The 14,400-nt window shown below is 69.8% G+C and carries 11 protein-coding genes; 3 read left to right on the plus strand and 8 right to left on the minus strand.

Going from position 1 to position 14,400, the window contains the following annotated elements:
* Positions 1 to 114: 114 nt before the first annotated feature.
* On the minus strand, positions 115 to 2,346 hold the full coding sequence (locus QZ670_RS11775; protein WP_294255429.1) for a glycoside hydrolase family 3 protein: 2,232 nt from the start codon (positions 2,344 to 2,346) through the stop codon (positions 115 to 117).
* A gap of 316 nt (positions 2,347 to 2,662) precedes the next feature.
* On the opposite strand from QZ670_RS11775, the gene QZ670_RS11780 reads away from it, so the two are divergent.
* Entirely contained in the window at positions 2,663 to 3,880 is a 1,218-nt protein-coding gene (locus QZ670_RS11780; RefSeq protein WP_294255432.1) for an MFS transporter, read from the plus strand.
* 12 nt (positions 3,881 to 3,892) lie between these two features.
* Positions 3,893 to 4,921, plus strand: a complete 1,029-nt coding sequence (locus tag QZ670_RS11785) for a LacI family DNA-binding transcriptional regulator (RefSeq protein WP_294255434.1) — start codon at positions 3,893 to 3,895, stop codon at positions 4,919 to 4,921.
* On the opposite strand, the gene QZ670_RS11790 is transcribed toward QZ670_RS11785, so the two are convergent.
* The 5 genes from QZ670_RS11790 to QZ670_RS11810 form a co-directional block, all read right to left on the minus strand.
* A complete protein-coding gene (locus tag QZ670_RS11790) occupies positions 4,904 to 5,623 on the minus strand; it encodes a TorF family putative porin (RefSeq protein ID WP_294255436.1) in 720 nt (239 codons plus the stop codon). The two genes, QZ670_RS11785 and QZ670_RS11790, sit on opposite strands and share 18 nt — an antisense overlap.
* Positions 5,586 to 6,779 carry a S8 family serine peptidase gene (locus QZ670_RS11795; RefSeq protein ID WP_294255440.1) on the minus strand — a complete coding sequence of 398 codons (1,194 nt, stop codon included), beginning with the start codon at positions 6,777 to 6,779 and terminating at the stop codon, positions 5,586 to 5,588. The genes QZ670_RS11790 and QZ670_RS11795 overlap by 38 nt, the downstream gene beginning before the upstream one ends.
* Positions 6,776 to 7,402, minus strand: coding sequence for a zf-HC2 domain-containing protein (locus QZ670_RS11800; protein WP_294255443.1), 627 nt, complete (start codon positions 7,400 to 7,402; stop codon positions 6,776 to 6,778). The genes QZ670_RS11795 and QZ670_RS11800 overlap by 4 nt, the downstream gene beginning before the upstream one ends.
* Positions 7,403 to 7,405: 3 nt before the next feature.
* Positions 7,406 to 7,996 (minus strand): sigma-70 family RNA polymerase sigma factor, encoded by a 591-nt coding sequence (locus tag QZ670_RS11805; RefSeq protein ID WP_294255446.1) that lies wholly within the window; start codon positions 7,994 to 7,996, stop codon positions 7,406 to 7,408.
* Positions 7,997 to 8,114: 118 nt separating this feature from the next.
* Positions 8,115 to 8,762, minus strand: a complete 648-nt coding sequence (locus tag QZ670_RS11810; protein ID WP_294255449.1) for a PEP-CTERM sorting domain-containing protein — start codon at positions 8,760 to 8,762, stop codon at positions 8,115 to 8,117.
* A gap of 260 nt (positions 8,763 to 9,022) precedes the next feature.
* Here QZ670_RS11810 and QZ670_RS11815 point away from each other — a divergent pair, with 260 nt between their 5' ends.
* Positions 9,023 to 9,457: a pyridoxamine 5'-phosphate oxidase family protein gene (locus QZ670_RS11815; protein ID WP_294255452.1), complete on the plus strand. Its 435-nt coding sequence runs from the start codon at positions 9,023 to 9,025 to the stop codon at positions 9,455 to 9,457.
* A gap of 53 nt (positions 9,458 to 9,510) precedes the next feature.
* Here QZ670_RS11815 and QZ670_RS11820 read toward each other — a convergent pair whose 3' ends face one another.
* Entirely contained in the window at positions 9,511 to 10,917 is a 1,407-nt protein-coding gene (locus tag QZ670_RS11820) for an efflux transporter outer membrane subunit (protein WP_294255455.1), read from the minus strand.
* 214 nt (positions 10,918 to 11,131) lie between these two features.
* Positions 11,132 to 14,308, minus strand: a complete 3,177-nt coding sequence (locus QZ670_RS11825; protein ID WP_294255459.1) for a multidrug efflux RND transporter permease subunit — start codon at positions 14,306 to 14,308, stop codon at positions 11,132 to 11,134.
* Positions 14,309 to 14,400 lie beyond the last annotated feature (92 nt).

Genomic DNA, 14,400 nt, shown 5'->3' on the forward strand with positions numbered 1-14,400 from the left:
GGTTTCTTCCCCTCCTGAACGGGCCATTAGGCCCTGATGGTCCGCTGAATACCGACACCAGTCGGCGACAACGTTGTCTTACTTGTCCTCACACTTTCCCCTTTCGTTATGTTTTCATTCACGAATCGCTCCGCCAGGCACGTCTACTTCGCGAACCATGGTCGCGGAAGCGGAATCCTGCCCGATCGCAAGGCGATACTTGCCGGCGGCAATTGTCCAGCGGCCGCCCTTCCAGCGCGCCAACGCGTGCGGGTCGGCGGCGAGCGTAACCTGTGCGGACTCGCCCGGCTTGAGCGCCTGGCGCTTCCACGCGGCAAGCCGCGAAGCCCCCCCCTCGGGCCCGGTGACGTAGAGCTGCGGCACGACCGTGCCGGCGCGCGCCCCCTCGTTCCGGACGGTGACCGTCACCGAAGGCGCCGCACCGCCGGTGAAGCGCGCATCGCGGAAGGCGAAGCGGGTGTAGCTGAGGCCAAAACCGAACGGGAACAGCGGCTGCGTGCCCTGCGCGGCATACCAGCGATAGCCGACATTGGCGCCTTCGCTGTAGGCCACAGCCCAGCTCGGCAGCGTGCTGCCGTCGCCTGCACCGGCGTCGCTGGCGGCATCCGAGTTGAGCCCGGCGGGCACCACCGGCTTGGGCCGGGGCAGCTGGTCGGCGCTCTTCGGGAAGCTGATCGGCAACCGGCCCGAGGGATTGACGTCGCCGAACAGGATGCCCGCGACCGCCTCGCCGCCGCGCTGGCCGGGATACCAGGCCTGGAGCACGGCGGGGACCTGGTCGAGCCACGGCATCAGTACCGGACCGCCCGTCTCGAGCACCACCACCGTCTTCGGGTTCGCCTTGGCGACCGCGGCGATCAGGGCATCCTGCTTGTCGGGCAGCGCAAGCGAATCGACGTCCTGCGCCTCGGTCGCCCACTGCGTCGCGAACAGCACGACCATGTCGGCCGAGCGCGCGGCGGCCGCCGCGGCGGCGGGGTCGCTGCCGTCGACATAGGTGACCTGCGCCTGGGGCGCCTTGGCGCGGATCGCCTGGAGCGGCGACGAGGCATGCCAGGTCATTCGTGCAAACGAGGCGGCAGCGCCTTTGGTCAGCGGGATCTCGACCGGCGCGCCGCCGACCGAGCGCACCTGGCTCGACCCGCCGCCCGACAGCACGCCGACATCGGCATGGCCGCCGATCAGCAGGATCTTCTTCGCCGACTTGGCCAGCGGCAGCAGGTCACCCTGGTTGCGCAGCAGCACCATGCCCGCCTCGGCAACGCGCTGCGCGACTTCGGCATGCGCGGCATAGTCGATCGGCTGGGCGGTGGCCGGGGTCGGATGGTCGTAGAGGCCGCTGGCGATGACGCCCGTGAGGATGCGCGTCACCATCTGGTCGATCCGCGCCTCGGTGATCTGCCCCGCCTGGATCGCCGCATCGATCTTCTCGGGCGCGAAATAGATTGCGTGGTCGAGCTCCTGGCCCGATTCCTGGTCTAGCCCCGCCATCGCTGCCTTGACGGTGGAGTGCACCGCACCCCAGTCGCTCATCACCCAGCCGGTATAGCGCCAGTCGCGGCGCAGCACGTCGGTGAGCATCCGCGCGCTCTCGCAGGCATAATCGCCTTCGATGCGGTTATAGGCGCACATCACCGAGCCGGGCTTGCCCGCCTTGATCGCAATCTCGAAGGCCAGCAGGTCGCTTTCGCGCAATGCCGCGTCGTCGATCCGCGCGTTGAGCACGGTGCGGCCGGTCTCCTGCGCATTCAGGATGAAATGCTTGATCGTCGAGACGATGTGGTTCGACTGGACACCGTCGATCGCCGCGCCGGCCAGCGTGCCGGCAAGGATCGGATCCTCGCCGAGATATTCGAAGTTGCGGCCGTTCCACGCGTCGCGGGTGAGGTTCACGCCGCCGGCGAGCAGCACGTTGAAGGTCTTGGCGCGTGCCTCGGCGCCGATCATCGCGCCGCCCGCGCGGGCCAGCTCGGGGTCGAAGGTCGCGGCGGTGGCGAGCCCCGAGGGCAGTGCCGTCGCGACATCGCCCTTGCGCTGCTCGACCTGGTTGGCGACGCCGAGGCTGGCGTCGCTTTCGCGCAGCGTCGGGATGCCGAGCCGGGGGATGCCGGGGACATAGCCGGCCGAGGGAATCATGTCCGCCGGGGCGGGCTGCGCGCGGGGCGGGAACAGACCGTGGATCAGCTGCAGCTTCTCGGCATGCGTCATCGCGCGGACCAGCGCGGCGGCGCGGGCCTCGGACGCCAGCTTGCTATCCTGCCAGACGGGCGGTGTGCTCTGCGCATAGGACGCCGCGGGCGCGGTGCCGGCCAGAAGAAGCAAGGCAAGGGCGCGGGCAGCGTTCATCGGCGCGAGAGTTCCTGATGCTGGGGAAGGGGTGCAGCCCGAAAAATGCGGCCGCCGTCCATCGGGGCGGACGACGGCCGCAGGTAATCCGCCCTTGAGGAGGGGGCCGGAACCGGAAAGCGTATTGGGGTGAAGGCGCGCGTCGGCGCAGTCGCGCAGCGAACGGCAGCAATGCCCGGCATGTCCTCTCCCCCATTTCGACCCGCATTGTTGCGAGCTAGTTTTCTGACAGCGATGTCTGGATACATCTGACATCGATGTCAAGCACAAAGCCGACCCGCATTGCCTGGCGCGCGGCGGCCGCTAAGGTCCGGGCGTGGCATCCGCTCCCCTCCCCTCCTCGGCATCGGTCATGGTCGCGCGCCTGTTTCGCCGCTCGATCGGCATCTTCTTCATGGGCGGCTTCGTCACGGCGCTGGTCGGTTTGCTGGTGCCGCGGCTGACGCTGATCGACCGGCTCGACTATACCCGTGCGGTACTGGTGCAGTTCGCCTTCCATTCGAGCTATCTGCTGTTCGCGCTGCCGATCACCGCGCTGCTGGTCCGCACCGGCTATATGCGCGCCATCGCCGCCGGGCTGGCGGTGATGACCTGCGCCTGCGTGGCGCTGGGCGGCGCGGCGTGGATCGGCAGTTATCCGCTGCTGCTGCTGGCGTTGCTGAGCCTGTCGACCGGCATCACCTTTCTCCAGATCGCCGCCAATGTCGTGCAGCCCTTGGTCGCAACCGAAGGGGGCGGCGCCGCGCGGCTGACCCTGCTCCAGGGGTTCAACTCGGTCGGCACCGTGCTGGCGCCGCTGCTCGGCGCGGGCTTCCTGCTCCAGCTCGGCGCGATGGGGCGCGTGCCGCTGGCGCTGCCGTTCCTCGCCTGCGCGGTGGTGCTGGGGGGGCTGTGCCTCGTCTTCTGGCGCGCGCGCGACCTGCTGGCGTCCCACCCCGCCCCGGCGCGGCTGCCGCTGGCGGCACTCGGCCGGGTGCTGCGCGAACGGCGGCTCGCCTGGGGGGCGCTCGCTATGTTCGGCTATGTCGGCGCGGAAGTGACGATCGGCAGCCTGCTCGCCAATTATCTCGCGCTGCCGACGATCCTCGCCATCGATCCGGCAAGCGCCGGGCGGCTGGTCAGCCTCTATTGGGGCGGAGCGATGCTCGGGCGCTTCGCCGGCGCGCTGGGGCTGGCGCGGATCGCACCGGCGCGGCTGCTTGCGGGGGTGGCCCTCGGGGCCGTGCTGCTGGTCGGCATCGCAAGCGGCGCGCAGGGCATAGCGGGAGCCGCGGCGCTGATCGCAGTGGGGCTGTGCAACGCCATCATGTACCCGACGATCTTCGCGCTGGCGCTGCCCGAGGACCGCGGGCTTGCCGCCTATGCCTCGATGATCCTGTGCATGGCGGTGGTCGGCGGCGCCGTGGTGCCGCTCGCCACCGGCGCGCTGGCCGACCAGGTCGGGCTCGCCGCCGCACTGGCGCTGCCGCTGCTGTGCTATCTGGGGATCGCCGGCTTCGCATGCATGATAGCGCTATCGCCTGCGAGGCGATAAGACTGCACACGCATGAAGCCGCTTACCCTCAAGGACGTCGCCCGGCAGGCGGGCGTTTCGCCCAAGACCGTCTCGCGCGTGATCAACGGCGAGGCTTATGTCCGGCCCGAGGTGCGCGCGGCGGTACAGAAGGTGGTCGACGAACTCGGCTATCGCCCCAATGCCTTTGCCCGCGAGCTGTCCAGCGCCCGCTCCTTCCTGCTCGGCCTCTATTTCGACGACCCGGCCTCGGCCTATGCCGCCGATGTCCAGCGCGGCGCGCTCGCGCGGTGCCGGGCGCTCGGCTACCATCTTGTCGTCGAGCAGGTGACGCGCGACCGGCCCGGCTGGCTGGCGGAGTGCGAAGCGTCGCTGCGCGCGATGCGGCTGGGCGGCGCGATCCTTCCTCCGCCCTTGTGCGACTGGCCCGAACTGCTCGATCTGTTCGCGCGGATGGAGGTTTCCGTGGTGCGGGTCTCGCCCGGCGATGCCGACCATCGTACCGCCGCGGTGGAAATGGACGAACGCGGCGCCGCGCGCGAGCTGACCGAAGCGCTGATCGCCCTCGGCCACCGCGACATCGGCTTCATCCAGGGCAATCCCGAGCACCATGCCGCCGCCCGCCGGCAAGAGGGCTTCGCAGCGGCGATGGCCGCGGCGGGCCTTGCCCTGCGCGCAGAGCGAACGCTGCCGGGCGACTTCACCTTCCGCGCAGGCCTGGCAGCCGGCGAAAAGCTGCTGGCAGGCCCGGACCGGCCGAGCGCGATCTTCGCCGCCAATGACGAGATGGCGCTGGGCGTCCTGGTCGCGGCGATGCGCGCCGGGATCGCGGTGCCCGACCAGCTCTCAATCGCCGGGTTCGACGATGCCGCGATCGCCCGCATGGCCTGGCCGCCGCTCAGCACCGTCCACCAGCCGCATGTCGAGATGGCAGCGGCGGCGGTAGAGCTGCTCACCCGCCCCGCAGAGAGCCGCAAGGCGACGCCCTCGCTTCGCCTGCCCCATCGGCTGATCCTGCGTGACAGCATCGGCCCCGCGCCCGCTTCAGAAGCCGAGCGATAGCACCAGCGTGACCGCCCGGCGCGCATGCGCGGCGCCGCGATAGAAATCGGTGCCCGGCGCACCGCCGCTCCAGGCAAGTTGGGCGTCGATCCGCCCGAACCGCTTCGCCACACCGAGGCTGTAATCCATCTGCGTCCGGTCGGCGCTGTAACGCGGCACCGTCCCCAGGAACTGCATTGCCCCGGCATGGGCGAGGAGCCGCCAGCCAGGTGCCGGGCGCGCGACGCCATCGACCGTGGCGTAGAGCGTCGAGGTGTCACGCCACAGATAGTCGGGGGAATAGTGCAGCCGCGCCGACAAGCTGCGGCCGCCGATGCCGAGATAGGCTTCGGTGTAGCCCGATCCGCGGGGCGTCGTCGCGGCGCTGCGGAACTCGCGCCGCGTTACCCCGACATCGAGCACATGCCCGCCGGACAGCCGCCAGGCATAGCCGGCATCGACACCTGCCGACACCAGCGCCACCCCCTGCGGCAGCGCCGCCACGGTTGCCGAAGCGTCGGCATAGATGCCCGAGCGATCGTCATAGCCGAGCGACAGCGTCGCGGCGGGGCGCCCCGCGCTGATGCTGCGCCCGCGCCAGCGCTCGTCGTTGGTGACCGAGACCTGCCCGCTCCACTGCGCGCGCGCCGGTACCGCGCTCAGCAGCGCGAGTGCCAGCAGCGCCTCAGCGGCGCAGCGCTGCGCATTTCGCCTTCCCGACAACGCTCGCACAGGCATCGATTTCTCCGCCGCCGGGTCTAGCAGAAACGAGCGCGCTCCGTCTGCCGGGTGTCGCATGCCCTTCGCGGATCAGCGCGATCAGCCCGCTCACCTCGGCGGCAGCATAGGAGGAACCGCTTGCCAGATACCAGCGGCCGCCGGGTTGCGTCGTGGGAATGTCGCGGCCGGGCGCGGCATAGGGCCCGCCCGCCTGCCCTACCGGCGTCTCCGCCACCGCGACGACGCCGGGCATCGCGGCCGGAAAGCCGCCGCCGCGCAGCTTGGGATCATAGGCCGCGACCACCGTTGCGCCGCGCGCGACTCCGATCCGCAGCAGCGTCTCGAGCAGCCGGCTGGGTGGCCCGGCGAGGCTGAGGTTGATCACATCGGCGCGCTGCTCGACCGCGAAGCTTACCGCGCGGGCGAGGCTGAGGCTGTCGCAGAGCGTCGCGGCACCGGGGCCCGCCCCCTGCTCCGCACAGGCGCGCAGCGCGAGCAGGCGGGCGCCGGGGGCGATGCCGACGATGCCGACGCCATTGTCCGGCCGCGCCGCGATCACCCCGGCGATGCCGGTGCCGTGCCGTTCCGCCGCGACGCCTGCGCCATCGACGAAATTGCGCTCGATCGCGACCTGACCCGCCAGATCGGGGTGCCGGGCATCCACCTGGCTGTCGATCACCGCAATCCGCTCGCCCCGCCCAGTGGCGGTACGGTGCAGCACCGCCAAGTGCCAGGCACGCGCCACGGGCTGCGCCGGATAGAGCGGATCATTGGGCATGGGATCGCCCTGGGCTTCGAAGGTCGCAACCGGCTCGGACCATTCGACCGCCGGATCCCGGGCGACCTGCGCGGCCGCCTCTACCGGCGCGCGGCCCTTGGGCACGATCAGGATGAAGCAATCGATGCCGATGATCGGCATCGGCCAGTTACCGGCCAGGCGCAGCCCGTTGCGCTTGGCCACCGCCGCCGCGATCCGCCGCCGCGCCGCCGCCGACTGGTCCTCGCCATAGCCGCCGCCATAGCCGCTTCCGGCGCGGAAGTGCGCGGGTGCCAGGCGGAGCATCATCAGGATGCGCGGCGCATCCTCCTCGGCGGCGCGTGCCTGCAACGGCACCGCCGCGAGCAGCAGGAGCAGCAGTGCCGCGCCCAGCCGCCTCATGGCGCGGCGTCGACCGGCTGGGCCAGCGTCACCCCCGGCTGCGTCCGCAGCCGCGCCAACGCTGCCGCACGTTCGCCGGGCGAAATGGCGAGCAGATAGGCACCCGCCGCGGTCGGTCCGTCGACCAGCCGCGCGCCCGAGGCTTCGATTGCCTTGCGCAGTGCCGGCTCGCGGGTGTCGGGCGCGAACATCACCAGGATATTGCCCGTCTGCCCCTCCTGCGGCGCGCCGAGCGCATGATAGGGTTGCGGCGTGGCGACGGACGGCACCTGACGCTGCAGGTGCAGCACCACGCCGACGCCGAGCACCAGCACCGCCGCCTGCGCCGCCAGCATCCAGCCCGCGCGGCGCAGGAAGCTTCGCGGCAGCTGCGCCGGCGCCTCGGGCCGGGCGAGTTCGGCGACCATCTGGTCCCAGCCGGCAACGCTCGGTGCGGGCAGGTCCGCCACGGCGCCATGCAGCCGTCGCTCCGCCGCCAGTTCGTCGCGGCACTCCGCACAGTCGGCGAGATGCGCGTCGACCAACAGCCGGTCGCCGGGTTCGATCTCCCCGGTCACATACCAGGGCAGCAGCAGCATCGTCGCTTCGTGCGGATCGCCGCGCAAATGGAGTAGGTCGCCCATCGTCTAGATCCAGTCCGCCAATTCGCCCGCCATCGCGCGCCGCAACTGGCGCCGGGCATGGAACATCCGCGTCTTCACCGTATCGACCGGACATCCCAGAATCTCGGCAATCTCGCGATAGCCGATCTCGTGAAAATAGGTGAGGTCCACCACCGCGCGATGCTCGGCCGAGAGCACGCCCATCGCGCGCTGGAGCGCCTGCCGGGTGCGATCGCGCGACAGCCCCGCATCCGTGCTGCTGTCATCGGCGAGCTCGACGAGCGCCGCCACGTCCTCGGCGCGCTGCGGCTCGCGGGGGCGGGCCCGCACCGCCTTGCGATAGGCGATGGCGAACAGCCAGGTCGAGAGGCGGCTGGCGCCCGTGAAGTCCCCCGCCTTCTGCCACAGCACCATCAGCGTGTCGTTGACCACTTCCTCGACCAGCCCCGGCGAGCGGAGCAGCGTGCCGACGAAGCGGGTGAGCCGTGGCTGGTAGCGGCGATAGAGCTGCTCGAACGCCCGCAGGTCGCGCGCGCGCACTGCCGCGACGAGGCCCATCTCCTCGTCGTCCTGCCGTGCGGCCGATTGCCGCGCCTGGGGATCGCTCTGTATCACGCACCTGCCTTCGCTCCCCCTTAGTGGAGTGTAGGGGAGCGAAGGTTCAACCGGTGCGACCCGAGGTGCAATTTTTCGCCGGCCGGGTGGTTTTGCGCGCCCGGCCGGCGTCGGGAGATCAGGCGAGCGCCGGCGTCGCCTGGCGGCGACGGCGATAGCGGAGCATGCCGCCCGCGGCGCCGGCGCCGAGCATCAGCATCGCCCAGCTCGCCGGCTCGGGCACGGCGGCCGCGAGGGTGGCGTTCTCGGGTGCGAAGTCGCTGATCTGGGCGTTGCCCCCGAAGCCGGTGCGCGGCCAGAGATTGAAGCCGTACTTGCCCGGCGCGAAGCCGGTGCTCGGCAGTAGCGACAGCGGCACCTTCACGGTCAGGATGTTGCCGGCGATCGCCACCCAATTCGAATCGAGCGCGGTGCCGCCGATCGAGCCGGTGCCGTCCTTCTGCACCACGATCGCCTGATCGAAGATCACATTGCCCTGACCGATCCCGCCGAACGGCCGGATCGCGCCCTTGCCGGTGTTGACGCCGAACACATAGAAGCCGGGCGTGCCCGGGGTGATCGCACCCGCGAAGGTGGTTCCCAGCGTGAACAGCTTGGCGGCGGAATCATAGCTCACCGAGAAGCTGGTGACATCAAGATCGCCGCGCTTCGGACCGGTATAGCCGGAAAGGAAATCGCCCGTGGCATCGGTGACGGTCTGGGTCTGGGCCAGCGCGGGTGCGGCGGCGAGCGAGGCGAGCGCAACAGCGCCCAACAGAATACGCATGCAATGGTTCTCCCTTGATTGGTCCGATCCGGTGCACAGGGGCGGACACCGGATCGGACACGCACGTCGGCCTCGGCCGCACACAGGGGGAACGCTGCGGCCGGAAGCGTTCGCATGCCGTAAGTGCCGGGCGCAGCGGGAATGGTTCAAAACGGATTAAGTTTTTCCGTCGGCCGGCAGCGCCAGCCGACGCAACCCATGCCCTCGGCCATGGTTGATGCCTCCGGCCGGAATGCCCGGTCGTGTGGAAGGAGCGCAGCATGGCGGAAATGACGTTGGAATCGCTGGCGAAGAAGATGGGCAAGATCGACTTCGGCATGCTCTCCACCCGGACGGATGGGGGCGCCATCGCGAGCCGCCCGATGAGCAACAACGGCGAGGTCGAATATCGCGGCGACAGCTATTTCTTCAGCTATGACAGCGCACGCACCATCGCCGACATCGAGGCCGAACCGAAAGTGGGCCTCACCTTCACCGGCGCGGCTGGGCTGCTCGGCGGACCGCCGCTGTTCGTCGCGGTGGAAGGCGATGCCGATCTGGTGCGCGACAAGGCGCAGTTCGCCGCGCACTGGACCAAGGATCTCGATCGCTGGTTCGAGCAGGGCATCGACACGCCGGGCGTGGTGATGATCCATGTCCGCGCGCGCCGGCTGCATTATTGGAATGGCAGCGACGAGGGCGAGATCGCCCTCTAAGGGTTGCCCCCCGGCGCCGCTACCGTTCGGAAGCGGCGCCGGAGCGTGGGTTCTCAGGCTTGCTGCTGCCAGCCGCCACCGAGCGCGCGGAACAGGTTGACCTGCGCCTCGGCGATCGCGGCGTCGGCCGTGGCCAACGCGGCCTGGGCATCGGCGAAGGTCCGCTCGGCATCCAGCAGGTCGAGCGAGTTGATGTCGCCCTCGGTCTGGCGCGCGCGGGCGATCCGCACCGCCGCTTCCGCTTCGTTGAGCGCCGCCTGCAGCGCGGTGCGCCGCTCGAGCGCGCGGCCGTAGTTCGACAGCGCGGTCTCGGTCTCCTGCAGCGCGGTCAACACCGTGCCGTCGAAGGTCGCGAGCGCGGCGCGGCTATCCGCCTCCGCCGCGGCGATCCGGGCACGCGCCGGCGCCGGGTTCACCGTCCAGTTGATCAGCCCGCCGACCAGCCAGCGCAGCGGCCCTGCCCCGAAGATGTTGCCGAAGTCATTGCCGGTGGATCCACCCGACCCGCCGAGCGAGATGCGCGGATAGAGGTCGGCCGTGGCAACGCCGATCCGTGCCGTTGATGCCGCCAGACGACGCTCCGCCGCACGCACGTCCGGCCGCCGGGCGAGCAGCGCCGCGCCGTCACCGACCGGGATCGGCTGATCAAGTCGCAACGTGGTGTGCCGCTCGCGCGCCTCGGCGGGCAGTTCGGCCGGCGTCTTGCCGATCAGCGTGGCGAGGCGGAACAGTGCGGCGTCTCGCTGCGCGGCGAGCGCCGGCACGTCCGCCTGGCGCTGGTTGCGCAGCGCGGCGATGCGGGCGACGTCGAGCCGGGTCGCGAGGCCGACATTGCGGCGGCGCTGGGTCAGGTCGATCGATTGGTCGAGCAGCGCCACGATCCGCTCCGCCACCGCCAGACGCTCGGCCGAGGACACCGCATCGGCATAGGCACGCGCCGTATCCGCCGCGACGATCACGCGGACCGCATCCGCATCGGCCTGGGCCGCAGCGACATCGCCGCGTGCCGCCTCGACGTTGCGCGAGATGCGACCGAACAGGTCGACCTCATAGGAGACGTTGAGGCCGGTATCGATCTGCCAGTCTTCCTGCGCGCTGCCGATCGGGCGCTGCCCCACCGGCAGGCGCCCGTAATTGGCGCCGGCACTGGCGGTCGCCTGGGGAAGCCGGTCCGAAGTTGCGCCGCGCAACGTCGCGCGGGCGCGCTCGATGCGGGCGACCGCGACGCGGACATCGGTGTTGGCGGCAAGCGCCTCCGTCACCAACCGGTCGAGCACCGGATCGTTGTAGAGCCGCCACCAGCCCTCCTGCACCGGCGCGGTCGAAACCGCCGGGGTGGTGGAAAGGAACGCCCCCGCAGCGCTCTGCGGCCGGGCGGGCGCCTTGTAGTTGGGGCCGACGGCGCAGGCCGAAAGCGCCAGCGCCGAGACTGCGGCCATGATCGAAGCCATGCGTTGCATGTGAAATCTCCTGCGGCGGGCGCATGGGCAGCGCCCGCCGGTTGGTTCAGTTGAACCGGGTTCGTTTGAACGGCCCACCGCTTCCCTGACCCGTCATCCCGGCGGAAGCCGGGATCCATTCGCCACTCGGCATCGGCGCGTGCCGGACCGGTGACCCCAATGGATTCCGGCTTTTGCCGGAACCACGGCTGGAAGGGGTGGCAACCACTTGCTCTTACTCGGCCGGCTGGAGCTGGTGGTGCGCCCCACCCTGCCCGCGCCGCCGGGCGAGCCGCGCGCCCAGCGCGCGGCAAACCACGTAGAAGGTCGGCGTGAACAAGAGGCCGAAGCCGGTGACGCCCATCATCCCGAAGAACACGGCGGTCCCCAGTGCCTGGCGAAGCTCCGCACCCGCACCGCTCGCGATCAGCAGCGGCACCGCGCCGAGGATGAAGGCGAAGCTGGTCATCAGGATCGGCCGCAGCCGGTCCTGCGCCGCCCGCACCGCGGCTTCCACCGGCGACAGGCCGTCGCGGACCTCCGCCTGGTGGGCGAACTCGACCACGAGGATCGCGTTCTTGGCGGCGAGCGCGATCAGCACGACGAGCCCGATCTGCGTCAGCACGTTGTTGTCCATGCCGCGCAGGTTCACGCCCGCCATGGCCGCCAGCAGACACATCGGCACGATCAGGATGATCGCCAGCGGCAGCGTCAGGCTTTCATATTGCGCCGCCAGCACCAGGAAGACGAACAGCACCGCCAGCGCGAACACCAGGCCTGCCGTGCTGCCTGCCATCTTCTGCTGATAGGCGATGCCGGTCCACTCGCCCGCATAGCCTGCCGGCAGTTCGGCCGAGAGCTTCTCCATCGCGTCGAGCGAGGCGCCCGAGCTGTAGCCCGGCGCGGTATCGCCATCGACTTCCACCGCCGGGAACAGGTTGTAGCGCGTCACGCGATACGGGCCCGTCTTGTTCTCGAAGGTCGCGACCGATCCGATCGGCACCATGCCGCCGGCGTCCGAGCGCGTCTTGAGGTTGGCGATGTCGGCCTCGGTCGCCCGGAACGGCGCGTCGGCCTGCGCGGTCACGCGGTAGGTGCGGCCGAGCATGTTGAAGTCGTTGACGAAGGCCGAGCCGAGATAGACGTTGAGCGCCTCGAACACCCGCTCCGGCGGCACGCCCAGCATCTCGGCCTTGCGGCGGTCGATATCGGCGAAGACGCGCGGCGTCGCGGTGTTGAAGAAGGTATAGACCTGGGCGAGCCCCGGCGTCTTGTTGGCCTGGCCGATCAGGCCGAAGGACGTGGCGCCCAGTGCCTGATAGCCATGTTCTGCACGATCCTCGACCATCAGGCGATAGCCGCCGGCCGAACCGATGCCCTGGATGAGCGGCGGCGGGACCACGAGCAGCATCGCCTCGTTGATGTCGGCGGTGCGCTTGCGCGCCTCGGCCATGATGCCGGCGATGTTGACGCCGAGCTTCTTGCGCTCCTCGAAGCTCTGCAGCGGCACGTATGCGGCGGCGCTGTTCGGGGCGAGCGTCTGCGACGGGCCGTCGAAGCCCGCGAGCATCACCGAGCCCTTCACGCCCGGGATCGGCAGGATGCGCGCGACCACCTTGCGCATCACTTCATCGGTACGCTCGAGCGACGAGCCCGGCGGCAGCTGGATGACGGTGAGGAAATAGCCCTGATCTTGCGCCGGGATGAAGCCGACGGGCGTCACCCAGAAGGTCGCGACCGTCGCGGCGATCAGGCCGAGATAGGCGACCATCATCCGCTTGGGCCGGGTGACCAGCTTGTGGGTGAGGCGGGCATAGCCGTTGCTCATCCGCTCGAAGCCGCGGTTGAAGGCGTCGGCTGCACGGCTGAACACGCGGCCGATCCGGCCCTTGGCCTCGCCCTCGTGATGCTTGAGCAGCACCGCGGCGAGCGCCGGGGAAAGCGTCAGCGAGACGAGCAGCGAGATGGCGGTGGCGACCGAGATCGTCACGGCGAACTGCTTGTAGAAGGCGCCCGAAAGCCCATTCAAGAACAGGGTCGGCAGGAACACCGCGAACAGCACCAGCACGATCGCGACCAGCGCGCCCGACACTTCGTCCATCGAGGTGCGTGCGGCCTGGAGCGGGGTCATGCCATGCGCCAGGTTGCGCTCGACATTCTCCACCACGACGATCGCGTCGTCGACGACGATGCCGATGGCGAGCACCAGCCCGAACAGCGACAGGTTGTTGAGCGAGTAGCCCATCGGCAGCAGCACCGCCATGGTGCCGATCAGCGAGACCGGGATCGCCACCACCGGGATGATCGCCGCCCGCCATTTCTGGAGGAACACGATCACGACGAGGACGACGAGGATCACCGCTTCGCCCAGCGTATGGTACACCGCGTCGATCGACTGGGCGATGAACTCGGTGGGGTTGTAGATCACACGATATTCGAGGCCCTTGGGGAAGGTCTTCGAGATCGTGTCCATCTCCGCCTTGATCCGCATCGCGGCGGCAAGCGCGTTGGAGCCCGGGCGCTGGAAGGCGGCCAGGATCACGGTCGGCTTGTTCGAGAGATAGGTGTTGGAGGAATAGTCGGCGGCGCCGAGCTCGACGCGCGCGACGTCGCTCACGCGGACCTGGCGGCCCTCGCTATCGGTGCGGATAACGACGCGGCCGAACTCGGCCGGGGTCTTCAGGCGTCCCTGCGTCTCGACGTTGAGCTGGAAGGCATTGCCGCTCGGCTGCGAGCCCGGCTGGCCGAGCGTACCCGCGGCCACCTGGATGTTCTGCCCGCGCAGCGCCTGGACGATGTCGCCGGCGGTGAGGTTCAGCGCGGCGGCGCGGCCGGGATCGATCCACACTCGCATCGCATAGTCGCGCGCACCGAACATGCGCACGTCACCCACGCCTTCGAGCCGCGCGAGGCGGTCCTTCACCTGGGTCAGCGCATAGTTGGAGATGTAGCTGCGATCGATCGAGTTGTCCGGCGAGATCAGGTTGACCACCATCAGGAAGTCGGGGCTGGTCTTGCGGGTGACGACGCCGAGGCGCTGCACTTCCTCGGGCAGGCGCGGGATCGCGACCGCGACTCGGTTCTGCACCAGCACCTGCGCGGCATCGAGGTTGGTGCCGGTCTTGAAGGTGACGGTGATGGTCACATTGCCGTCGCCGGTCGACTGCGACGACTGGTAGAGCATGTCGTCGACGCCGTTGATTTCCTGCTCGATCGGCGCGGCGACGGTTTCCGCCACGGTCTCGGCCGAGGCGCCGGGATAGCTGGCCGTCACCGTGACCGTCGGCGGCACGATGTCGGGATATTGCGAGATGGGCAGCGCGAAATAGGCGATGCCGCCCAGGATCGTGATGATGATCGCGATCACCGCCGCGAAGATCGGGCGGGTGATGAAGAAGCGTGAGAGGCGCATGGCCTTCTCCTTTCCCTGGCGGACGCGCGTGCTCGCGCCCGCGCTGGATCGCGCGGACGGGCACACGGGAAACTACCTGCCGCCGGGCCTCT

The organism is uncultured Sphingomonas sp., assembly GCF_913774285.1.
GTDB lineage: Bacteria > Pseudomonadota > Alphaproteobacteria > Sphingomonadales > Sphingomonadaceae > Sphingomonas.